General features: G+C 55.1%; 24 protein-coding genes, 3 tRNA genes and 1 other RNA gene. 14 read left to right on the forward strand and 14 right to left on the reverse strand.

Going from position 1 to position 22,574, the window contains the following annotated elements; translation table 11 throughout:
• The first annotated feature begins 69 nt into the window (after positions 1–69).
• The 3 genes from MW898_RS18140 to MW898_RS18150 all read left to right on the forward strand — a co-directional run bounded on the left by MW898_RS18140 (position 70) and on the right by MW898_RS18150 (position 2,952).
• On the forward strand, positions 70–1,209 hold the full coding sequence (locus MW898_RS18140) for a nicotinate phosphoribosyltransferase (protein ID WP_277999801.1): 1,140 nt from the start codon (positions 70–72) through the stop codon (positions 1,207–1,209).
• 84 nt (positions 1,210–1,293) lie between these two features.
• Positions 1,294–1,604: RNase P RNA component (gene rnpB / locus MW898_RS18145), an RNA gene on the forward strand.
• A gap of 127 nt (positions 1,605–1,731) precedes the next feature.
• Positions 1,732–2,952, forward strand: coding sequence for a matrixin family metalloprotease (locus tag MW898_RS18150; RefSeq protein ID WP_248909476.1), 1,221 nt, complete (start codon positions 1,732–1,734; stop codon positions 2,950–2,952).
• A gap of 101 nt (positions 2,953–3,053) precedes the next feature.
• On the opposite strand, the gene MW898_RS18155 is transcribed toward MW898_RS18150, so the two are convergent.
• On the reverse strand, positions 3,054–3,902 hold the full coding sequence (locus MW898_RS18155) for an ATP-grasp domain-containing protein (protein ID WP_248909478.1): 849 nt from the start codon (positions 3,900–3,902) through the stop codon (positions 3,054–3,056).
• A 164-nt stretch (positions 3,903–4,066) separates the two neighbouring features.
• Positions 4,067–4,139: transfer RNA gene (locus MW898_RS18160), tRNA-Arg, on the reverse strand.
• Positions 4,140–4,354: 215 nt separating this feature from the next.
• Between MW898_RS18160 and MW898_RS18165 the strand changes: the two genes are divergently transcribed.
• Genes MW898_RS18165 through MW898_RS18180 form a run of 3 tightly spaced genes read left to right on the forward strand, consistent with a single transcriptional unit; the run spans position 4,355 to position 7,290 of the window.
• Entirely contained in the window at positions 4,355–5,812 is a 1,458-nt protein-coding gene (locus tag MW898_RS18165) for a single-stranded DNA binding protein (RefSeq protein ID WP_248909480.1), read from the forward strand.
• A gap of 39 nt (positions 5,813–5,851) precedes the next feature.
• Positions 5,852–6,286 (forward strand): histone, encoded by a 435-nt coding sequence (locus MW898_RS25700; protein ID WP_277999802.1) that lies wholly within the window; start codon positions 5,852–5,854, stop codon positions 6,284–6,286.
• On the forward strand, positions 6,286–7,290 hold the full coding sequence (locus MW898_RS18180; RefSeq protein ID WP_248909482.1) for a histone deacetylase family protein: 1,005 nt from the start codon (positions 6,286–6,288) through the stop codon (positions 7,288–7,290). The genes MW898_RS25700 and MW898_RS18180 overlap by 1 nt, the downstream gene beginning before the upstream one ends.
• A gap of 21 nt (positions 7,291–7,311) precedes the next feature.
• On the opposite strand, the gene cca is transcribed toward MW898_RS18180, so the two are convergent.
• Entirely contained in the window at positions 7,312–8,661 is a 1,350-nt protein-coding gene (gene cca / locus MW898_RS18185) for a CCA tRNA nucleotidyltransferase (protein ID WP_248909484.1), read from the reverse strand.
• Between the two features lie 186 nt (positions 8,662–8,847).
• Between cca and MW898_RS18190 the strand changes: the two genes are divergently transcribed.
• Positions 8,848–8,920 (forward strand) — tRNA-Asn (locus MW898_RS18190).
• A 183-nt stretch (positions 8,921–9,103) separates the two neighbouring features.
• Here the strand turns inward: MW898_RS18190 and MW898_RS18195 are convergent.
• The gene (locus tag MW898_RS18195) at positions 9,104–10,309 is read right to left on the reverse strand and encodes an iron-containing alcohol dehydrogenase family protein (protein ID WP_248909487.1); all 1,206 of its coding nucleotides are present in this window, start codon (positions 10,307–10,309) and stop codon (positions 9,104–9,106) included.
• 231 nt (positions 10,310–10,540) lie between these two features.
• Here MW898_RS18195 and MW898_RS18200 point away from each other — a divergent pair, with 231 nt between their 5' ends.
• Positions 10,541–11,773, forward strand: a complete 1,233-nt coding sequence (locus MW898_RS18200) for an MBL fold metallo-hydrolase (RefSeq protein WP_248909489.1) — start codon at positions 10,541–10,543, stop codon at positions 11,771–11,773.
• 132 nt (positions 11,774–11,905) lie between these two features.
• Here MW898_RS18200 and MW898_RS18205 read toward each other — a convergent pair whose 3' ends face one another.
• The 6 genes from MW898_RS18205 to MW898_RS18230 all read right to left on the reverse strand — a co-directional run bounded on the left by MW898_RS18205 (position 11,906) and on the right by MW898_RS18230 (position 16,215).
• The gene (locus tag MW898_RS18205; protein WP_248909492.1) at positions 11,906–12,133 is read right to left on the reverse strand and encodes a HalOD1 output domain-containing protein; all 228 of its coding nucleotides are present in this window, start codon (positions 12,131–12,133) and stop codon (positions 11,906–11,908) included.
• Between the two features lie 55 nt (positions 12,134–12,188).
• The gene (locus tag MW898_RS18210; RefSeq protein ID WP_248909494.1) at positions 12,189–12,527 is read right to left on the reverse strand and encodes a DUF7344 domain-containing protein; all 339 of its coding nucleotides are present in this window, start codon (positions 12,525–12,527) and stop codon (positions 12,189–12,191) included.
• Positions 12,528–12,752: 225 nt separating this feature from the next.
• Entirely contained in the window at positions 12,753–13,403 is a 651-nt protein-coding gene (locus tag MW898_RS18215) for a helix-turn-helix domain-containing protein (protein ID WP_248909495.1), read from the reverse strand.
• 196 nt (positions 13,404–13,599) lie between these two features.
• Positions 13,600–13,881: a DUF6360 family protein gene (locus MW898_RS18220; protein WP_248909498.1), complete on the reverse strand. Its 282-nt coding sequence runs from the start codon at positions 13,879–13,881 to the stop codon at positions 13,600–13,602.
• A gap of 182 nt (positions 13,882–14,063) precedes the next feature.
• On the reverse strand, positions 14,064–15,809 hold the full coding sequence (locus MW898_RS18225) for a nitrite/sulfite reductase (RefSeq protein ID WP_248909499.1): 1,746 nt from the start codon (positions 15,807–15,809) through the stop codon (positions 14,064–14,066).
• Between the two features lie 85 nt (positions 15,810–15,894).
• A complete protein-coding gene (locus MW898_RS18230; RefSeq protein WP_248909811.1) occupies positions 15,895–16,215 on the reverse strand; it encodes a DUF8134 family protein in 321 nt (106 codons plus the stop codon).
• Between the two features lie 312 nt (positions 16,216–16,527).
• Between MW898_RS18230 and MW898_RS18235 the strand changes: the two genes are divergently transcribed.
• The 3 genes from MW898_RS18235 to MW898_RS18245 all read left to right on the forward strand — a co-directional run bounded on the left by MW898_RS18235 (position 16,528) and on the right by MW898_RS18245 (position 17,636).
• A complete protein-coding gene (locus MW898_RS18235; RefSeq protein ID WP_248909818.1) occupies positions 16,528–16,707 on the forward strand; it encodes a DUF8595 family protein in 180 nt (59 codons plus the stop codon).
• Between the two features lie 53 nt (positions 16,708–16,760).
• Positions 16,761–17,417, forward strand: coding sequence for a DUF7119 family protein (locus tag MW898_RS18240; protein WP_248909501.1), 657 nt, complete (start codon positions 16,761–16,763; stop codon positions 17,415–17,417).
• 145 nt (positions 17,418–17,562) lie between these two features.
• Positions 17,563–17,636: transfer RNA gene (locus MW898_RS18245), tRNA-Lys, on the forward strand.
• 116 nt (positions 17,637–17,752) lie between these two features.
• Here the strand turns inward: MW898_RS18245 and MW898_RS18250 are convergent.
• Together MW898_RS18250 and MW898_RS18255 are read right to left on the reverse strand one after the other, a co-directional pair.
• A complete protein-coding gene (locus tag MW898_RS18250) occupies positions 17,753–17,938 on the reverse strand; it encodes a DUF8231 family protein (RefSeq protein WP_248909504.1) in 186 nt (61 codons plus the stop codon).
• 159 nt (positions 17,939–18,097) lie between these two features.
• Positions 18,098–18,313 carry a hypothetical protein gene (locus MW898_RS18255; protein WP_248909506.1) on the reverse strand — a complete coding sequence of 72 codons (216 nt, stop codon included), beginning with the start codon at positions 18,311–18,313 and terminating at the stop codon, positions 18,098–18,100.
• Between the two features lie 380 nt (positions 18,314–18,693).
• Between MW898_RS18255 and MW898_RS18260 the strand changes: the two genes are divergently transcribed.
• The 3 genes from MW898_RS18260 to MW898_RS18270 all read left to right on the forward strand — a co-directional run bounded on the left by MW898_RS18260 (position 18,694) and on the right by MW898_RS18270 (position 21,423).
• On the forward strand, positions 18,694–19,092 hold the full coding sequence (locus MW898_RS18260; RefSeq protein WP_248909507.1) for a hypothetical protein: 399 nt from the start codon (positions 18,694–18,696) through the stop codon (positions 19,090–19,092).
• 205 nt (positions 19,093–19,297) lie between these two features.
• On the forward strand, positions 19,298–19,903 hold the full coding sequence (locus MW898_RS18265; RefSeq protein WP_248909510.1) for a TetR/AcrR family transcriptional regulator: 606 nt from the start codon (positions 19,298–19,300) through the stop codon (positions 19,901–19,903).
• Positions 19,904–19,989: 86 nt separating this feature from the next.
• Positions 19,990–21,423, forward strand: a complete 1,434-nt coding sequence (locus MW898_RS18270; RefSeq protein ID WP_248909512.1) for a carotenoid oxygenase family protein — start codon at positions 19,990–19,992, stop codon at positions 21,421–21,423.
• 207 nt (positions 21,424–21,630) lie between these two features.
• On the opposite strand, the gene MW898_RS18275 is transcribed toward MW898_RS18270, so the two are convergent.
• Together MW898_RS18275 and MW898_RS18280 are read right to left on the reverse strand one after the other, a co-directional pair.
• Positions 21,631–21,891 (reverse strand): DUF7553 family protein, encoded by a 261-nt coding sequence (locus MW898_RS18275; protein ID WP_248909514.1) that lies wholly within the window; start codon positions 21,889–21,891, stop codon positions 21,631–21,633.
• Positions 21,892–21,928: 37 nt separating this feature from the next.
• A complete protein-coding gene (locus MW898_RS18280) occupies positions 21,929–22,387 on the reverse strand; it encodes a restriction endonuclease (RefSeq protein WP_248909517.1) in 459 nt (152 codons plus the stop codon).
• Positions 22,388–22,574: the final 187 nt, after the last annotated feature.

Consider the following 22,574-nt stretch of genomic DNA (forward strand, 5'->3'; position numbering starts at 1 on the left):
TATGGATGGGCCGGCTGCTTGTGTAGCCAGAATCACGTAGTTTTTCGACGCTCCGGCGGAATAGGGTGTATGTTCGACATCGTCTCGCCGGATGAAATTCGCGAGGGACGGGCGACTGATGCTTACTTCGATCGGACAGTCACGACGCTCGAGGACGCCGACCGTGACCCATACGTTGTTGCTGAAGTGTGCGCTGATCAGTTTCCGACAGGAGCGTTCGAACTCTTCGCTGGTGTCAAAGACGCAGCGAACTTGTTTTCATCAACGACTGTTGATATCGATGCGCTCTGCGAGGGACAACTGTTTGACGGTGGCCCCGTCATGCGTATCGAGGGTCGATACACTGAGTTTGCACGGCTCGAAACGTCTCTTTTGGGCTTTCTCTCACACGCAAGTGGGATTGCCACGCGTGCGCTTCGTGCACGCCGTGCTGCTCCCGACGTACAACTGTTAAGCTTCGGTGCACGCCACGTTCATCCGTCACTGGCAGCAGTCGTCGAACGCTCTGCGCTCATCGCGGGATTCGATGGCTTCTCACACGTCGCTGCCGGCGAGATCCTCGGTCGTGAATCAAGCGGAACGATGCCCCACGCGCTCATCATCTGCTTTGGACCGAACGAACAGGAGGAAGCGTGGGAGGCGTTCGATGCGGCCGTCGGGGACGATATTCCTCGCATCGCGCTGTGTGATACGTACTCCGATGAAACCGACGAAGTGCTGCGCGCGGCACGAACCATCGATCTCGATGGCGTCCGTCTCGATACGCCGAGTTCTCGACGTGGTGATTTCAGACACATCGCCAGAGAGGTCCGCTGGAAGCTCGACACAGAGGGGTACGAAGATGTCGATATCTTCCTCAGCGGTGGCCTCGGTGCAGCCGAACTCCGAGAACTTCGAGACGTCGCGGACGGCTTCGGTATCGGTGGATACGTCAGCAATGCCAATCCGGTGGACTTCGCGTTGGATCTTGTCGAAATTGAGGGCGAACCGGCGACAAAGCGGGGAAAGCTTTCCGGGCCGAAGGATGTCTACCGAACATCAGACGGCGACCATTGTGTCCTCCCTGCTGGGACTCCCAGCCCAGCGGAGAGTGAGTCGTTGCTAGAACCGCTCGTCCGAGACGGAGAAATCGTGCGCGAATTTAGTATCGACGCGAGTGCAACCCGAGCACTTCGAGATGCCGAACGGGTGGGATTCGAAGCAGATTGACAGCGATCAAAATCGATCGAACGTGGGTCTCCGCTCCGCTAGTGATCGAACAACTTACCCACCGTCGCCGAGTATTAACAGTGTGGCAGTGGGTGTCCGGTTTCCGCGTTTTGCGAGGAAAGTCCCCCCACCGTCCGGGCAGGTGACCGGGCGCAAGCCCGGGGCGAGAGATCGCCGGCACTGGAACAGAAACGAGACCCCTCTCCCGGACCGATGAGGTGTGCGACGCCTGAGGTAACGAGGGCACGCTAACCCACCGAGGATCGAAGGGAGAGAATGGATGGAACGGCGAATCCTCACCGGTGCAAGCCCGCGGTTGATGGTAGCCCGGACACACGCCGTGGGTGCTCAGCCGAATGCCGGATAGAACAGAAGGGGGCTTACGGCCCACAGCCACACTATTCAAAATATATACGCTATTGTACTTACTATTGTGACAAATGGTTGTTCGGTTTTGTTGGTGTCCATCTTATGTGATCATAATCAAAAACGTCTTTTTCCTGGTGAACAATCACAGTGCAAATGACAACTCGCGTCCTCCCCGTGCTCGTACTCGTCATGGTTGTCCTCGCTGGTTGTTCCGGTATGCTCACCGGTTCCAACACGACGAATGCCACGAATTCGACATCGACACTAACACCAGATGGAATGACAAATCCAAATGCACAGCCCACGATCCCAGGCGAAACGGGGCCTGATGAGAACCTTCCTACTTCTGCAGCGTCACCGGCATCAACTCAAACTTCCGCGTCCTCCTCGGCTTCTTCTTCACCCACTGATGACGACCCCAGCAGCCACGACGGTGCGACTCCGGATCCGGGTTCTGATGCTGTACCGAGTAAAGAGAACCCGTGGGGTGAACGTACACTGACAGTGGCGATCAAAGACGAAACAGGGAACGACCGCGCGTTCGAACCATTGGTTCAGAACGCGCTCGCCTACTGGGAACAGAACAGCAGAAAGTACGCGGGCTATCAGATCAACTATCGTCTGGAGCCGGATGCAGCGAATCCCGATGTCGTCGTTTCGTTCGTTCCTTCTATCGAAGAATGCGGTGTCGAGGAACAAGTTGAGGGGTGTGCGCCGTATATTCGATCGCCGGAGGAGGTCAACCGGCCTGCCAATGTTCAGGTTCGGAGCGGATATACGGACGAATCGACAGTGAAGTTACTCATTCATGAATTCGGCCACACGCTTGGTCTCGGTCACGATGACAAACCGAAGAAGATCATGGCTGCGACGACCGATCTGACAACACTCCCGAAGCCAAACGTAACCGAACGCGCCCTTCCGTGGGATCACTCGACGCTGAGCGTTGCTGTCGATCTGTCGGGCGTCCCCGCTACTGATCGCGCAACTGTCAATTCACAGGTTGATAAAGCGTTCGCGTACTACGATCAGGGTGCTGATGGAACTGTCCCCAACCGCGTCTCCTTCCGTCGAGTCTCTAATCCTGAGGAAGCCGATATCGTCGTTCAGTTCACCGATGATTCACCGTGTCAGGGTCTCAAATCCGGTTCGTGCAGTGTCGCTTCGGGCTATGATCCGGACGACGACGGTGCAACCGAAACGTACGCCAAGACCAGAATCGTGATCACCAATGTCGAACCCAAGACCGTCGCGTGGCACGTTGGTAACCGGCTCGGTGAGGATGCTTTTGGATTTGACCATCCGAGCGACTTCCCGCAACCGCTGCGTGGCAACGCGCCCACAGAAACCCGTCGCTCGAACTGGTGGGCGTAGCACTCGCTGTTTAGACGGCATCTGATCAGATCGTACCGATTCGATCCTTGTTCCGTTTCACTCCGCATCGAAATATCGTTGTCTGCTCATCCTCGATCATCTCACGCTTGATCTCGGATGAGCTGTGCGAGTTCGTCGTAAAAGCTCGGTTCGTATTTCGCCTCGTCATCGACTGTCGGTCGCGCGTTCGTTTCTGTGACGAGTGCACGGTCTTCACTCACCAGCAGATCGACACCGAGATACGGGATGTTGAGCGCGGCAGCCGTCTGTTCTGCGATGCGGCGATACTCCGATGGGAGCGAGACACTCGTTGCCTGAGCGCCTCGGTGGACGTTGTGTTTCCATCGTCCTGTGTCGTCTGGCAACCGACGCTCGACCGCACCGGCGTACTGTCCGTCGATGATCATCGCTCGGTAGTCGCGCGCGTCAGGAAGATATTCCTGAACGAGGTAGGATTTGTCTGCTGTCGTGGGATAGCCGTGAACGAGTTCGAGATAATCGATCGTCCCGAGAAATGAATCGAGATCGGAGACCTTCGTGATGCCGGTGCCACGAGTCGTCGAGTTCGGTTTGATCACGACGGGTGGCTCGAATCGCTCGAACACACCGCGTGCATCTGTCTGATCGATTGGATTCGAGACCATCACGGTCTCTGGTGTCGGTACGCCAGCCCGACCGAGCCGTGCGAGTGTTTCGGCTTTGTGGCGCGATCGGAGTATCGCCTCCCTGTCGTTGACCCACGGAACGTCGAGGAGTGCATCGACGACGCCACCCTCTGGGAGTCGGCTAGGATACACGAACCCGACGTCGAATGACTCACTCTCATCGGCGCTCAGATCGACTGTCCGTTCGTCTGCCTGAACGTAGTCGACCGCGATCTCACGCGCTTCGAGCGGCTCGCGGATCCGCTCGTACGTCTGTGCAGCAGTTGTGACCGCGAGGCGGAGCATACGATATCCCGGTGTCCAAACGATGAAAAGCCTGCGTCTGAGCAGTGCTCACGGGATATCCGACATCGGTTACTTTGTCGCACTATTCGGAAACGATCCTACTCGCAAAGTAAAGATGAGGAACAACAATGCTCAGATCGCATTGTATGATTGAAACAGAAGAACGTCCTGACGGAGATTTGAACTCCGGTCCCTGGCTCCGCAAGCCAGGAGGATAGTCCACTACCCTACCAGGACTCATCTCTGTGTTTTGTGTATTCGCCTAAAGCCGTTGCGGTTCACGCCTGTCGTGTTTGGATCTCCCTCGCACTGATACATCTGGTATCTGATTACTATCGAGTAACACCGATGAGCGTCCAAATGTTGAAATACGGAACAGTGACCACACCAGCCATGATCGCTGATTCGTGCAACCGACAATGCTTAGCGGCGGTGTTACCATGTCCTGTCTAATGAGCGTGATCGAGGATATCTACGCGGATCTCGATACGGATGTCACAGAAGAGGAGTTTCGAGAAGCCGTTACCGAGAAGGTCGAACAGATGGGTGGTCTCGCTGACGAGGAAACTGCTGCAAAGCTCGTTGCTCACGATCTAGGTGAGAGCGAAGCGAATACAATCGCCGATATTGACCCCGAAATGTCTGAGGTCGCGTTTGTCGGGAAAGTCACATCCGTCGGTGAGCTTCGTACGTTCGAGCGCGACGACAGCGAAGGACACGTCCTGAATATCGAATGCGCGGACGAAACCGGCCGGGTTCGCGTCGCGCTGTGGGACGAGAAGGCGACCGCGGGTGTCGAGGAACTCGAAATGGGACAGGCACTCCGCATCAAGGGCCATCCGAAAGAAGGATACAGCGGGTTAGAGGTGAGTGCAAGCCGTATCAAGGGCGATCCGGACGCCAACATCGACGTGACTGTCGGTGACGCTGGCACCATCGAGAATCTCTCTCTGGGTCAGTCTGATATCACGCTTACGGGGCGGGTGCTCGCAACCGAACCCGTGCGGACGTTCAGTCGGGACGACGGGAGCGAAGGACGCGTCTCGAATCTCGTGCTCGGTGATGAAACGGGACGCGTACGCGTAACACTGTGGGACGAGCAGGCAGACAGCGTCGAGTCGCTCGAAGAAGGACAATCGGTCGAAGTCATCGACGGTTACGTCCGCGAGCGCGACGGCACCTTAGAGTTGCACGTCGGATCGCGCGGTGCCATCAAACCAATCGATGAGAACGTCAGTTTCGTTCCCGACGCAACAGACATCGAGACGGTCGAAATCGGACAGACTGTCGACATCGCTGGTGTCATCCGCTCGACCGACCCAAAGCGCACATTCGAGCGCAATGACGGGAGCGATGGACAGGTTCGGAACGTCCGCGTACAAGATCAAACAGGAGACATTCGCGTCGCACTTTGGGGGGCAAAGGCCGACATCGATCTCGGTCCGGGCGACGAAGCGCTGTTCGCGGATGTCGAGATACAGGACGGCTGGAAAGACTCTCTCGAAGCGTCCGCTGGGTGGCAATCGACGGTCTCACTACTCGATGAGGGGACGGCTTCCGGCGGGATCACAACTGGCGATTCCAACGGCAGTAGTGGGACTGGTGCTCCCAACGCCGACGCCTCAGCGCAAGAAACTGGAGGAACGCTCTCATCGTTCACCGAAGACGACGGTGGCAACCGAGAAGAGAGCAAGACTGAGACTGAGACGAAGACGGAAACAGAACGTGGGGGATCGGAGGAGTACCGCGAATTCACAGGAACAGTCGTTCAGACTGGTGATCCGGTGATGCTCGACAACGGGGACAGTACGCTCACAGTAGTGACAGATGCGGACGTTCGACTTGGTGAGGAGGTCACGGCGCGCGGTCAGATGCGCGATGGGACATTGGAAGCCGAGGACATTCTCTAACGCGGAACGCTTAAGCCTGCGACAGTCGCGTATCAGCCTATGAGCGTCGAGCTACCGTTTGCCCCGGTAGATGCCGTCATTCGACGAAATGCGGGAAATCTCAGGGTAAGCGCCGGTGCGGCCGAAGCCCTGGCCCGCCGTATCCAAGAGCACGGTGCGGCGTTGGCGATCGAAGCAGCCGAACGAGCGACCGAAAATGGTCGAAAGACGTTGATGACTGAGGATTTCAACGTCTCTGCTGTCGATCGGAGCAACGTTGAACTTCCCATCGCACCCGTCGATCGTATCGCCCGTCTTGATATTGACGACCGGTACCGCGTCTCGATGGACGCACGCGTAGCCTTGGCAGCGATCCTCGAACAGTACGCGGATGATATCGCGGCTGCTGCTGCGAAACTCGCACGCCACGCCGGTCGACGAACAATCAAATCTGAAGACATTCAAACATATTTCGAAATCGAACAGTACTTCTGATGAAGTTCGGGTACCGCGATATCTGTCTCTCGCACGACACCGGTCCGCGTCATCCGGAGGGACCAGACCGACTGCGTGCCATCCGGCGAGCGCTGTCGCGCGAATACGGCGTCGAGTTCACGAATCCAGAGTCGGCCGACGAAGACACTATCTGTGCCGTCCACGACAGAGAATACGTCGAACAAGTCCGTGAGTTCTGTGCGGACGGTGGTGGCCAGTGGGACGCAGATACGGTTGCTGTCCCCGAGACGTGGGACGCTGCTTTGGCGAGTGCTGGGATTGCCGTCTGGGCGGCCAACGAGGCACTCGATGGGGCTTCTGGTCATGACACACCCTTCTCGATCGGTCGGCCACCGGGGCATCACGCCATTATTGATGACGCGATGGGGTTTTGCTTTTTCAACAACGTCGCTGTCGCCGCTGAAGCTGCGCTAGATCGGATCGATCGGGTTGCGATTCTCGATTGGGATGTCCACCACGGCAACGGGACGCAGGACATCTTCTACGAGCGTGGCGACGTGTTTTACGCCTCACTACACGAGCAAGGGTTGTATCCCGGCACTGGCCCAGTCGAAGAGACAGGGTCGGATGCGGGCGAGAAGACAACGCTCAATCTTCCGCTCCCGCCCGGCAGCGACGACGCCGTCTACCTTCACGCGTTCGATGACTGCATCACCCCGGCGTTCGAGCGGTTCGATCCAGACCTTCTCCTCGTCAGCGCGGGATTCGACGCACACGAGCGTGATCCCATCTCTCGGATGCGTGTTTCGACTGAGGCGTTTGGCGCGATGACCACGCGGTGTCAATCCATCTCAGAGCGTTTCGACGCCCCGCTCGCGTTCGTTCTCGAAGGCGGTTACGGGCTTGAGTCGCTCTCTGATGGCGTCTGCATGATCAACGAAGTCTTTGAAGGCCGCGAGCCAGAGGAACCCGATACCGAAGTGAATGAAAACGGTCGCGCGGTCGTCGATGAAGCACGCGAGCAGTTGTTCGAGAGCGAGTGATCCGAGTCGAAGTCGGTCCATTCACGGCTTCGGATCGAAATAGCGTGCGAATTCGGCCCCGAACTCGTCGGCGAGCACAGCCGTTTCCTGTCCGACGAGCACCTCGTACCCTTCTCGAAGCACGTCTTCAACGGCGACACCGAGTGCGACCGAGAAGATCGCTTCTTCCAGTACCGAACGCGCACTCGTGAACTCACGGGGACGTTCGACCACGTAGCGCTCTCCGTCGACAAACGGACCGTACGCCTCGCTGTCCACGTATTTCTCGTAGAAATCGCTCGCGTGTTCGCCAGCATCGACCGGTGGCCCCTCGTGACGTTCGATTGCTGGCCGCTCCGTGATTTCGCATTCGACGAACAGCACCGCGCTATCGTTGGCAAACGTCGCTGTCCGGAGCGTCTCGAAGCCACGGCGGTCGAGTTCACCGCGAACACCGCTGAGCGACCGTTCGAGCTGTGGATAGAGCTGATCGTCGACGAGATCCGGGGCATCGAACTGGACCGCGACAGGCGTCGTCTCGCGGCTCGCAAGTTCCTGTTGCATCTTCTCGGGAGAGAGTGGGTCAGGACTATCGAGCACGAACTGTTCGGTGTCCGGATCGGTTTGGAATAGTCTCGTGTGATGGATCAGCCGAGAGACGTTTGTCTGCGAGCAAACAGCGGCGACGTTCCGTTCAGGATCGGTCGGATCGATAACGACGAGCGGATCGTCGAACGACCGCGTGCCGTGATCTTCCGGGTCGATTTCCACCGGGAGCTGCCACTGTGCGACGGTTTCGACGAACGATCGAAAGCTACCGTATTCGAGCACGAGCAACTCGGTGAGATATCCCGAGAACCCCTTCGTTTTGAGATCGCTGCCGTAGATCCCGACCCCTTTCAGGAAGCCCTTGGTGAGACGGACCTCGCCGGCCAGTGTCGGATCAAGACGAGCGGTGACGTACTCCGAGTGAAAGGGTGTCCGATCGACTGCCGACCGAATCTCACTCGCGCTCTCGACTGCATAGCATGGAACGATATCCACCGCAAAGCCCGCACACTCTCCTGTGACGTACGGATGCTCGGCAAACTCCTCACGGCCATCGGGAAGCACTGACCAGCCGACTCGCAGCCCATACGTTTCTAACTTTTCTCGGGGGAGATCGGGCGAGAACCGAACAAATACGTCAATATCGCGGTCTCCGCTGGTCCACGTTCCCCGAGCCGTCGAGCCGACCTGTACGATGTCTCCCGAGACGGGGAGCTCTGTGACGGCCGCTTTGGCCTGTGCGATGAGTCTCTCTGCAACCTCATCGAGGCGTTTGCGTTCTTCCGAATCGGGATCGACGCGTTCACGAACCCGTTCCGTAACGGTCTCGAACTCATCGCTCATGACTGTCGGTGGCCCGTCGAATGCTAAAGAATGTCGAATGAATCGCAATCTTACCTACGTGAGTGAATGTACATACACAATAGTGTACAATGCAGTTCTGACATGACTTTGAGCGTGTATACCGAAGCAAAAGCGAAAAGGGTTTTAGGCAAATCCGATTACGAAGAAGTGCAGGCAGGAACCGGAGCCGCCATAGCTCAGTTGGTAGAGCCCCTCGCTGTTAACGAGGTAGTCCCAGGTTCGAGTCCTGGTGGTGGCGTCTCTCACTTCGCTTTCTCGTTTTATCATCTATATTCAATCTTGGTGAGACTGCTCTCTCGATCAAAATTCAGCTTTCGTCATCAATCAGAATCGGAATCGGAATCGGAATCGGATCGAGATCTGGATTGGGATTGAAGTCAGACTGATTGTGGTTTGAGATCTCGATCACATATTGAGTGTGTTACCAGGCTTTCTGCAGCACTCGTTCGAGTTCCTCCTCTGTCGTTTCCAGTTCGGGTGGCGTATTCGAAATAAAGCCGTCGGTCGCAACTTCGGAAGCGATCGTTGGAAGGTCTTCTTTCGAGAGATCATCAATCGATTGGAGTCGTCTTGGGAGTCTGAGAGCGTCCCGCACCTCAACCACGGCTTCGATGATTGCTTCTGCTGTTGCATCCGGATCTTCGTTGGATTCGACATCGAGTGCGTTGGCCAGCATGTCGCGTCGTCCATCGGTGTGTTCGAACAGGAAGCGCAGCGCGTGGGGTGCAATGATGGCGTGGGCACCACCCTGTTGGATGGCGTATCCTCGGGCAATGCCGTGGCCGAACGCGTGGATGAGCGACAGCGTCGTTTCGGTCGCTCGTGAGGCACCGTACTGAACCAGCATTGTCCCAACGATCGCATCGTGGAGTGTCTCTTCGTTTCGTCTCCCAACGCCGATCTCTGGAAGTCCCCGTTTGAGAAGGGCCAGGCCACGGCTGGCTGTCGCATCCGTGATCGGAGTTGCGTTCCGTGCATACAGGGATTCAATACCCTTATCAAAGCCGTTCATTGCGGAGGCACACAGGACTTGATGTGGAGTCGTCTCTATTAATGTTGGATCGTAGAACAGTGCTGCTGGCATGAGCCGTCTGTCGAAGATACCGCCGCGTGTCAGTGTCTCTGTGTCCATACCCATTCGATCTGTGATCCCGGCAGTGATCGAGAGATCAGCCCCCGCCAATGTTGTTGGCACCACGAGAATCGGGAGCGGTTTCGACATGATACTGATCGTTCCTGTCTCTCTGAATTCGGCACGAATAGTGTCTCGTGGTCGTTTGTCGCCAGCGAGCACGCTTGCCACCGTCGCTATGTCGAGGCTGCTTCCTCCACCGAGGCTCACCACAGCGTCTGCCTCTTTTTTCCGCAATTGGTCTGCGCCATCGAGTGCGGTCGTCAGTCGCTTATCTGGCGTTGTTTCAGCGAACACACCGGCGAGTCGCGTCCCGATCCCGTCTCTGACTGGATCGATGACTGTCGATACTCGTCCGACGATCGTTCCGGTGATGACGAGCGCTCGCTCGCTTTCGAGACGAGCGAGCTCCCGCTCGAGCCCTGCAACGCAGTCGCGACCGTACACGATGGTTCCAGGATCGTAATCGAACCGAAACGATTCTGTGACAGACATATGGTACAGTATGGGATCAGAAAATAACCGTCTTGTGTCGAGAGTCCCGATCCAGCGAGATCTAGATGTGATATCCACCTCACACCTTCGAGTGTGGACTGACGACCACGAGCTACCACGTTATCTACAGCATTCCCATCAGATCCAGCCTTTTAGGTGGCTTGTGCAGCCGTCCTCTGAGCGTGACTCGAATCGACGAATGAAAACGCACGGGAAATATAGGAAACAGCAATGGATCTCCGGTTTCTTGGTGGTGTACACGAGGTTGGGCGAAGCGCCGTTCTGGTCGACGACTCGCTCTTGCTCGATTATGGGATGCTGACAGGAAATCCACCACGTTTTCCGGTCGGTTCGATTGATCCGGACGCGGTCATCGTTTCACACGGTCATCTCGATCATGTCGGTGCCCTGCCGTCGCTTCTGTCCGGTGACTCACGGCCAGCGATTCATTGGACGGCTCCCACTCGTGAGCTAGCGCTCGTGCTTGCGCGCGATACGCTCGGTCTCCACGGTGGCACCTACAACTGTCCGTTTACTGAAGAGGAAGTAAAGCGTATCAGGCAGGTTTCGAATCACCACAGCTATCGGGAACCGTTCGAAGCAGCAGGCTACGAGATCACTTTTTATAACGCTGGACACATACCAGGGAGCGCGCACATCCTCATCGACGACGGCGACACACGATTTTTGTACACTGGCGATTTCCACACCGACAATCAGCGGTTGGTCTCTGGTTCCACTGCCCGACCCGCGGCGGACGTGGTCGCCTGTGAGAGCACGTATGCAGACGTAACGCATGCGGAACGAGCGAGCGTCGAAAAGCAGTTCGTTGAGAGCGTTCGGACGACGATTTGGGAGGGTGGGACAGTTGTCGTCCCCGTTTTTGCCATCGGACGAACACAGGAACTACTCATGATCTGTGCAGCACACGACATCGATTGCTACGTTGACGGGATGGGACAGCGCGTAACGCAACTGCTGAGTAGATACCCCGATTTCCTTTGCAATCCTGAGGCACTCCAGCGGGCGCAATCCAGCGCTCGCTTTGTGACTGGACGCGATCGTAGCCGCATTGCAGCAAAAAATACGACAATACTCACAACAGCAGGAATGTTGACCGGTGGGCCAGCGATGAGCTACATTCCGGAAATTCGCACACGCCCGGTAAATAAGATCGCACTGACTGGGTATCAGGTCGAGGGAACGCCAGGACGGGAGCTTTTAGACACCGGACGAGCCGACATTGACGGGCGAGTGATGCCAGTGAGTGCGCAGGTGGAATCGTACAACTTCTCGGCTCACGCGGACCACAACGGACTTCGGGCGTTTCTCGAATCGTACCGTGATTCGAAGATACTCATCGGCCACGGCGATCGATGCGAATGGTTCGCAGCCGAACTACGAGACGACGGCTACGATGCGACTGCACCGACACTAAACGAACAGATCAAAATTGCCGTATGAACAACTTGTACGCTTGATTGTTCGAGTGTTTGATGCAGCTACGTACGTCATTCGTTCTTAGACGCTGGCAGCCAGCGCCAGTACGAAACCGAATCGTCCGACACCACAAGGATTGTCCCCGCAGTAGTGTTATTATTCATCGCCAGCTGGATCGAGTTCTACTTCACCAGTGCTAAAGACAGTCACCTGATACCCCAGATATTCGAAGGTTACTTGTGCCGATACGGTAGTGAACAGCTGATCTAGTGCATCAGTGTGGATGGAGTCGTACAGAGGATCTGGGAGCTCTGTTGGCTCGACACCTTCTCGAGCGGCAACCGCTTCGATAATCTCGCTGCTCAATGACTCCCGAGATGGCATACCTTCTCCCTAGTCCCGGGAGTGTAAAGTAGTCTCGGACCGATCCACTGTGCTGTCAGAGCCACTCGTCGGGGAGATCGTCTGCGTGATCGTACATCAACTGGAGTAACGGGAGGAGTTCATCGAACTGTGGTCCTTTCGAGACGTTGTTGCTCGACCGATCCCACACGATGACGCCCGCGCTTTCGAGTTTGGGAAGGTGTGTGTGGATAATCTGGATGTGAAGCTGATCCAGATCTTCATCCGCGATCGTTATCTCCGCGGGGATCTGTGTGTCTTGGTCATCCTGTGGGTTGTGCTCTAAGAGGGCTATCAGCAGACGGCGGCGGTATCTATCTGCTAAGAGATCGAGTGCGGTATCCAGCCTCTGCTGTCGTTGTGAAATTTTCTGCATAGCTACGGTCACATTGTTGGCATATGTGCAGGAATTGTCCCGACTGCACGTCATCTAGTACACCGGGAGGATCGGAAATAGCCCACACTCTCGATGTGGAAGCCATTTAAATACGAATGAGCAGCGTGTCGACAGAGCGTCCGATGAAGCAGGGAGCGCGTGGTTCTGACTGGAACGACAAACCAATCCGGTGTGTCACCTACCACTATCGTTCCCGTCTGATCGTTATTTTTTCGGAGAGCTTGGAAACAGTGCCTCTTCGATCAGTCGAGCTGTCCCCCGTCGCAGTCGCTGTGAGAGTGAACTACCGCTGATCCCGATGAGGGCCCCAAGCTCCTGTTGGGATATTTCTCGTGGAATGCTGTAGTACCCCCGCTCGTACGCTGTGAGCAGTGCGTCCTGTTGCTCAGAGGAGAGTGGGCCGTGTTCAGTCGGAACTGAGGGATTGTAAAGACGATTCAACGTGAACTCGACACCGTTTCGATGGACCTGTCTCTGAAAATCGATCAAGTGATCGTGAGAGGGGAACTGCAGTCGTACCTCCCACGATCCATCAGAGCTGGCGGCTTGGAGAAACGCAGCCTTTGTTTCGATGAGTGGCTGGATCAGACCATTGATCTCATTTGTCCAGTGGATCTCATACAGAGTGCGTTGGCCAGTCTCGGTGAGGATGCTGATCTCTTCGATAAGTGGATCCGATTGGAGTGTCGCCTTGATAGCAGCGTTCTCACCACCGGTCACCCAGAAATAGGGAATGATTGCATCTCTGAGTGGAATCAGCCGTTCAAGCTCAATCTCTACTGTCGGATACGTCTTGAGTACAGACGTCAGCGGAAAGTGCTCGGCAGGCACGGTAATATCGATGATTGTGATCATAAGTCCCACAGACGAGTCGTGAATACGATTCGAGAACCATCCCTACTGGTTGCTGCTAGACGTAGGGCTTCGCTACCGAGTACAATAATCATTTGGCTTCTTTGACTCAAATTCCACCGCAAAATTGCTGTGGATGTTGATTTTGGACGCTTCGATCCCTCGGACGAATCTGGAATCGGTCGGATTCGAGAATCAGCTACTCTTCTGTTGTTTCAACTCGTTCAGCATATTCGATGAGTTCTCCAGCGAGCGTCCGGGCTTGTTCGGCCGTCATCGTCACCGAGTCAGCGTGTGGGGGGAGATGATCGAGATCTGTGTTGTCGAGCTCGAGCTGGAGCGTGACGTGTTCTGGGCTCTGTCGAGGTGCGCTCACGTTGAGTGTCGCAAGTGCTTGTTCCTCGAACTCGTGGGCTTGCGCACGGCCGTCTAGCAAGTCGAGTGTCGTGTATGCGTTGACCGTCATGATGCGATCTGCCATACTCAAAATAAGAATCGAGAGAATGGTAAAGTGTGCGGCCTTCCAAACACGATCTTATCCTGTCCCTGCGCTCAAACGCGAGTCCTCCGCCGGGTGTCCGGCTACCGACTCACGGCGTCAAGATCGTGCGGATGCCTTTTTGCGCACACTCTCTGTCCGGTTACTGCTACCGTCGTTTGGTCTCAGTCGTCAGCCGGAGCGGGCGCGTGTTCCATCGCGTCGTCTTCGGCGTATGGGTACCACGTCATCTTCGTGTTGTGCATGAACGGATCCTCGTAGCTCGTCTCTTCTGGCTCTGCGAGTTCCTGTAGCTCTTCTTCATCGCGTGCTGCGATGAACTCTCGGAAGCTTTCGTTCTCTCGTTGCTCCTCGTACGTTGCTAACAGGTTTTTGATGTACCCCGGCACTTCATCGGCAGCGACCCGCATCTCTGCCCACTCTGCGAACTGGGGATTCTCTCCGAGTCCGCCACCGAGACCGATGTCGAACGCCTCGACCGGCTCCCCGTCTTTGCGAGTTTTCATCCCTCGAAGACTGATATCGGCGATCTGTGGCTGTGCGCACGAGGCTGTGCACCCTGAAAGGTGGATGTGGAAGTTTTCGACGCCGTCAGGAACGGTAACGTTGTCTCGAAGCCAGCGACCGTATCGCACCATGCGATTTTTCGTTTCAACGATCGAGAGCGAACAGAACTCCGTTCCCGTACAGGCGATCGAACCCTGCATGAACGTGTGTGGATCAGGGCTGTACTCTTCGAGTAGTGGCTCGTCGAGGAAATCTTCGAGATCATCTTCGTCGATGTCGGCGACGATGACGTTCTGGCGTTGGGTGAGTCCGATCAGCTCAGACCCGTACTGCTCTGCGACGTCTGCGAGTTCGATGACTTCTGATGCATCCATTCGACCGACAAGGACGCTCAGTCCTACGAAGTATTTCCCATCGTTTTGCTCTTGGACACCGATGTAGTCACCGGAGGCGTCCGAGCGACCCGCGTTGTAGTCGTACTGATCACGGAGGTCTTCGCCTGCTGTCGGGAGTTCCTCGTCGATGTACTCTTCTTGTAAGACACGACGGAACTTCTCCGGTCCCCATTCGTCCATGAGGAACTTGATTCGGGCGTTGAACCGGTTATCGCGGTCGCCGTGATCGCGGAACAGCGCCGAAATACCTGCTGAGACATCAAAGAGGGTTTCTGGTGTACAGAACACGTCGATATCGCGGGCAATGCGAGCCTCTTTCCGGGCCAATCCACCGCCGACGAGAACATTGAAGCCGTTGACCTCCCAGCCGTCGATCTCTTTCACCGCTGGCTCAAACGCAAGGTCGTTGATATCACCCTGTCCAGCACCACGGGTGTCACCAGTCACCGATACCTTCCACTTTCGTGGCAGATTCGAGTAGGCTTCGTTGCTTTTGAACTCGTCGTTGAGCCCTTCGATGAGCGGCCAAACGTCAATGTGCTCGTCGGCATCACGACCAGCGATGGGACTGCCGACAATGTTTCGCCACGAGTCACCACACGCTTGAATGGTCGATAGTCCGTGATCTTCGAGCTTTTCGAAGATATCCGGCACGTCCTCGATCTGTATCCAATGGAGCTGAACCGACTGACGGGTAGTGAAATCACACCACACATCTCCGAATTCGGGGTTGCTGGCTGGACCACGTGCGTATTCGTCTGCGACCTCTCCGATAACGCGCAGTTGCTCGGGTGACAGACGACCACCAGGCACGCCGATACGCATCATGAAGTTGCCTTCTTGACCGTTTCGCTGGTGGTACAGCCCCCACCATTTGAACCGCTCGAACCACGCGTCGTGTTCGTCCTCGGGAATTGATTCCCATCCCTCCTCGGCGAATCGTTCGAGATGTTCGCGTATCTCGCCGCCGTAGACCTCATCTTTCCATCCCTCGACTTTACTCGGCATATACAGGACGTGGAGTTCCCTGCCTAAATTCCCACGTATTTCGACAAGACTGCACGTATCAACGACTATCCGGGGAATATCACCGCTATCTGCTGGGGAGACACGGTTGATGAACGCTGTTCGGTACGACTGCCCTGAACTCGTCGGTTTCTGGATCGACAGCCCCCATTCGAAGCCAGCCAGTGACACCGCTGGCACCACAGATAATACACTGTCCTGCAATACGTGCCTCGACGTTCGAGACATCGACACCGACCTCGACGAATCCTTCTGCAAGAACGTCAGCGAGATCACACCGACAGAAATCGTGGTCTCTCAGGCGCCACAGGTTGCTTACTGGCATGACTCGTGTATCGTTAACACTGATCCACGCACCGTCGTCAAGTTGATGAACCGACGTCGTCACGATCCCACTAGTGGGCTGGTGGCTACTAACCACGACGATCTGGGCAGCGGTTACCGCTCGTCACCATATTTGATGACGGGTTGACACACGGAAACCGAGTGACGGGATGGGACTCTTCTAAGACGAGGCGACACAGATACCGGCAAGGCAGTCCCCAGAGACGATAGTACGGGCCAGCATTACAGCCGAACACGGGCTTATACTCAGTTGTGCCGTACAACTGTTCGATGTCAAAGATGGAACCGTCCGTGAGTGGTGTGCGCCAGCACGTCTCAGCGGATGTTGCGCCGGAAATCTACGAGGGGGACAGTGATGAGTAACACGACGCACAAAACAGATGTCGAACAGCGCGCCGATCCGAACGACGCGTGTCGCATTGGTGCGGGTGAGGTGGAGTCGAACGACACCGACACGTCGCATCTCGATGGCCTCGATGATGGCTGTGGCTGTGCGGAGATTTGGGAACACCTCTCCGAACAGCGGGACGAGTGAGTCCCTCTCGTTCCCCGAGACACTTTTCCTGACTGCACTCGTTCACACGGCTGATGAGTGATGATCCTCCTGCTGACCGCGAGTCACCGATTGGTCATCCGGTTATTCGAGGTAATCCGGACTTGACGGGTGACCGTGCTCCCGAAGCAGTTCAATTCGACCCGTCAGATCCAGAACGACTGGCTGATGCCGCCAAAACGGTGCGTGCATTCTCACAGAACACTGCCGGGGCCGAAGATAACATCTACATGCTTCGGGGAGCCGCTGCGTGCGCTGCGTTGGTTCGTGGGGAAGGATCGTACAAAAAAGCGGCTGAGCGGGCTGGAGGAGAAACGACGATCTCGTTCATCCGAAAATGGGCGCGCGTCCACGATCTTCCTCGATCTGTACGCAAGTACGTTGCCACTGGGAGGATTGCGCCGACAGCAGCGAAGCACATCGCACGCGTCCACGGTGAAGCAAGATACCAACTCGCCTGGGCAGTGCTCGATCACGACCTCACCGTTCGACAGGTCCGGTCAATCGCAAGCGATGTGAATAACGGGCAGTCGGTCGAACGCGCGCTCAAAGAGCAGGACATCGAACTCGGACAGATTACGCTGACGCTCCCACCGGAAACGTATCTCGAACTCCGCCGCACAGCAGCACTCGAAGGCACTGATCCACAAACGGTCATCACAAATTCACTCAAACAAACATTTCAGGAATAGCGAGATATTGCCGCCAGTACGTCTCTATTCCTCGAACAACAGTATTTCAGCCAGTTATAGTTGTGAATATTATGTCGTGTTTGTCGATGGCATCCCCGGATCATTCCGTAACGGTTTAGCGCAGGGCGCAAGAACGAGAAGTTGAGGGCTGGTAGCTCAGTCCGGCAGAGCGTCTGGCTTTTAACCAGACGGTCGGGGGTTCAAGTCCCTCCCAGCCCGTCCTCGAATTTTTTCACAGCAATCATTCATCGTGCTTAGTGATTTCTCACAGTAGTTGAGAAGAAATATTCACCCGTCCCGAGGCGGGTGATGATCGAAAATCGGTGTTGTTCGTGCTATCCGCGTACGGGGAGGTACGACAGTCCAATGAGTAGTACTCCTGCCACTGCGCTCATGACCGTCACGGCAACGAGTCCTTTCGAACGCGCTGCGGGAACGTTGGCCATCGTATCGATTGCGTACGCACCAATACTCAGTACGAGAAAGAGCAGGAAATACGCCGCCGCTGCTCGTCGTTGCATACCCAAACGTAGGAATACGTCCATAAAACGATTGCTCTTCGGCTGCTTTGCGTGACATCAGCTCCTCATCAGTACTGTCGTTGAGATGCAAATGCTGATATAACATCTACATTGGACCGAACAAGCGTGTAACGACGTAACGATCGAATGAACTACCACTCATCGCTCATGAAGGCCTTCCAGAAAGAGAGACAGAATCCAATATCCCGCACCAAGCGCGATACCGACGCCAGCAACACCAACCAAGTACTCTCCTGTCAGGAGTTGCCTTGCTAACCCGACACCAAGTATTCCGAGTACAGCAAGCCCGAAACCTAAGATGCTGCGGTGAAGTGATGACGCTAACGTTCCGGCGTCTGATTCTGTTGAGGGCATATTAGCGTAAAGTTTATCAGAATAAATAAAAAGTGTTCTGGTGCTTCGTTCGTGTTCTAATGATTTACCAGTTCCAGCGTACGATGAGCTGACTGCTGGAGAAAAAGAACTCGTTTGGCGGATTATCGCATATCGAATTGTCAAACGATGGGTTATTACCATCGTTCACTATTTTCCACCGACGTCTCTCTCAAAGAGTCATTAACGTATTTTAATACGATGTATTCGAGCCAGAAAGCTTATTATGACCTCTCCAAACACTGAGATATCATGATATGTGATTCGCTCATGCAAAGAGTAGCTATGTTAATTGACCGAAGCACGTCGCTCGGTGTTGGTTATCTCATCGGTGGTGGTCAACCCGAGCGAACTGGATATCAATGACCGACGAAAACACGAACAAGCGAGGTCGACGCGAGGCGACGGCACTGCTCAGTCAGCGAGAACGTAAATATCTCCGCGACGGTGCCCATATCGAGCCAAATTCTGCAAACGAACGAGCGATCCGTTCGAGCATCCGCCGTAAACTTGTTCATTTATTTAATGATTTAGAGATTATAACTAATAATATTGAAGATAGGGATGTGATTCAGGTGCAGAATAAAATCAGAGAGGACGCTGATACCGCATACGATTCGCTCAACCGATTCGCTGAACAGTTCCTTGAAGACGCGATAACTGCACAGCGGACCAGCCGAGTCGTCATCGACACACCAAACGACGAGTTTGCGAAGCTTCTCAAAGAAACTGCGCAGGAGACAGAGCAGAGCGAGCAATAGACTATTGGACTGGCGACATTCCATCCACTGTAAGCGCATTCACGCGTTAGCTGACGACAGGCGGTACGCTCGAGATATCTGTAGCCTGTCGAGAAGTTAGTAAATAAGTACAATATTTCTCGAATATCCCTTCAGTGGCTCCAATACGTATCTACAATTAGACTATGTGAACGGATATAAGACGACTGAGTAAATACTCACCTACATGACCGATGACGTTCCGGTTGCAGTCCGGGATGAGATTGCTCGTGCTGTCCTGCACGCCCTCGCAAACCACGGCTACGCGGGCTTGACGACAAAGAAGGTCGCAGCCGAATCGGAGAAAAGCGAGGCAGCACTCTTCTATCACTACGATACAAAGGACGATCTTGTGGTTGCGTTCTTGGAATGGGCTATCGATCGCTCGACTGGGCGTCTGACCAATCTTGATGCGGAGGATCCCATCGATGAACTCACTATCGCATGTGAGGTTCTTCTCGGCGACGCTGATGACGAACTCGACCGTGGGATCAACGTTGCCATGATGGAACTACTCTCTCATGCTCCCCACAACGAGCGGTTCCGTGCGCTCCTCACTGATTTCGAGCGCGCGGAAATTGAGACGCTCGCTACCATCATCGACCGTGGCATCGATGCTGGTGTGTTTCGATCAGTCGATTCGACAGCCACTGCCGCGTACATCCTTATGACTACCGACGGGACGGCTGGGGCCGTCATGGCGCTCGGACTGCACGATGTTGGTGAGCAGGTGCGCGATCGGCTGTTTTCGTATATCCAGACAGAAATTATTGCTGGGAACCGCTCTCACTGATCAGCGTTTGATCACATGAAAGCGTGATCATTGTGATTCACGACTCGGAGGAAGAATTATCGTAACTGAGTATGTACTCACTTAGTATGGGAAATTTGGAACCTTCACAGTCTGGAAAGGATAGGCCACCCGGATTTCAGTCATTAGCGTCGGAAATTGACGTGGATGATCTCTCTGTTGAGGGTCACCTTCCGGAGTGGCTAGAGGGAACACTCCTTCGGAATGGCCCAGCGAAGTTTGAAGTCGGTGAACGACGCCTCCAACATTGGTTCGATGGATTCGCCATGCTGCATCGGTTTTCGTTCCAAGACGGTCGTGTTGGATACACAAACAAGTTCCTCGAAAGCAGAGCGTACGAACACGCTCGTGACGAGGGTGAGTTGCGCTTTGGTGAGTTCGCTACTGATCCGTGTCGGGATATCTTCGAACGGGTGTTTACCCTGTTCTCATCGCGTGCTCAAACTGATAACGCGAACGTAAACATCGCCCGTCACGCGGATCGGTTCGTCGCCATGACCGAAACCCCGCTTCCTGTCGAGTTCGACCCAGAGACGCTGGAGTCACTCGGTGTATACGACTATCCGGACGATCTCGACGGACAGCTCACGACAGCACACCCGCACCACGACTTCGAGCGAGGGGAGACGGTGAACTACGTCACACAATTCGACCGACAGAGCAGATACACAGCGTACCGGCTCGTCGATGGCGCTCGTGAAGCTATCGGATCGGCTACCGTTGATGAGCCTGCATACATGCACAGCTTCGGGCTGACTGACCAGTACGTGATCTTGGCCGAATTTCCATTCGTCGTGAACCCGTTGCGATTACGCTTTGGCAATCGACCGTTCGTCGAGAACTACCAGTGGAAGCCAGAACGTGGGACCAGATTCACCGTACTCGACCGTGAAACGGGAGATGTCGTCGCTCGTCCCCGAACGGACGCCTTCTTCGCATTCCATCACGTCAACGCCTACGAGCAGGATAATACAGTCGTCATTGACATCGTCACCTATCCTGATGCGTCTATCATCGATGACTTCTACCTCGATAACTTCGCCACTCCGGATGCAGCGCTTCCAGGGGGAGAACTCTCTCGATATCGGCTATCAATCGATGACGGCACCGTAACAAGCGACACGCTGTACGACGGAATCATTGAACTCCCACGGATTAATTATAAAGAGTGTAACACCAACGAACATCGCTACGTCTACGGCGTTGGAATCAATAGAGATGCTCCTGATGAATTTCTCGATCGGCTGGTCAAAGTCGACATAAACGGGTCGACCAAGACGTGGCACGAGCCCAGTACTCACCCAGGTGAACCGGTGTTTGTCTCCGCCCCAGACGCCACCCGCGAGGATCAGGGAGTCATTCTTTCGGTCGTGCTCGATAGCGTCGACGATCGATCATTCCTGCTCGTCCTCGATGCCGAGTCCTTCAAAGAGCGTGCCCGAGCGACAGTTGAGCACCCAATTCCGAACGGGTTTCACGGACAGTTCTACTCCGAGCACTGATCAGACACTGAACTCAAACGAAATGCAGATTATTTTGTATTCTACCTCGGTCTGATCGGTATGATGTCAAGCTCACTTCCGATGCTACAGAATGTGGAGTGACGACGCCCTCACCTCGAAGAGACCCGTTTGGAATCGATAGGAAATAAGGTTATTCAGGTTAGTACCGATCAAATCTTTCTTGACTCGAATTCTGAGTAATTGCGGTCAGACACCACTCACACCGGTCCGGTACTCTCGAACGTGTTCGAATGCGCGTTCGATATCTGGATTGTCAGTCGCGTCGTGAAGCTCCCGCAGGATGTTCATGTGGCGGTCCAGTCGACCGTGATCGGGATCAAGGTCTCGTTCTGCGAGCTGCATGAGATCTTTGGATTGCTTTTCGATGCGCTGGCGATGCTCGTCAGCGGCGGTCGTTGCAGCCTGCTCAAGCGCTTCACTCGCTGTCACTAGCTTTTCTCGTGTCATAGTTATGTATCGTCAACGGGCGGTAAAAGCCTATGTATCACAGTTGTGGGGACGAGACTCCTGCTACGGTCAGACGTTCGAGTAGATTCCCCCCTGCGAGTAGTTCGACTGTGCCGATATCCGTTGCCAAAGCACGTACGTCGGTTTCAAACGGTGCGGGCCGAGCGAGGATGGCGTGTCCTGCTCCGTTTATTGTTCGAGCGTGCTCAACCTGATTGATCGTTGCCGATGTGACCGTCCCGCCGGGTGGCGTCACAGAGATGACTGTCGTTTTTGTCCGGATCAAACCAGACTTGCGCGCGACAAGGTCGATTCCGCCTTCGACGGTGGGACCAGCGTATTCGACTTCGTATCCTTCGGCTGTTATCAGGGCTCCGATCACCAGCTCGAAATCGGCGGGTGACAATCGATTCAGGTCGTCGAGCCCCCACCGAATCTCTCCCCACGACGACCCGCGGTTGAGTAGTGAGTTGAAAAGCGCCTCATCCTCTGCCATGTTTGGGTAATTGTGCCACTAAAGAAACGGTTTTCGAAAGGAATAATATTTATTACACATCCCTTACCAATATTGCTTGCTGGTACAATCAGACAATAATCACTTAGCGTTGTATTAGTGTGCTCTGATCAACATATATTCGAGACAGCGCCTGCGGGGAACGGAAACAGTTGGGACAAATCCACTG

The sequence above is a fragment of the Halocatena marina genome (assembly GCF_023276375.1).
Lineage (GTDB): Archaea > Halobacteriota > Halobacteria > Halobacteriales > Haloarculaceae > Halocatena > Halocatena marina.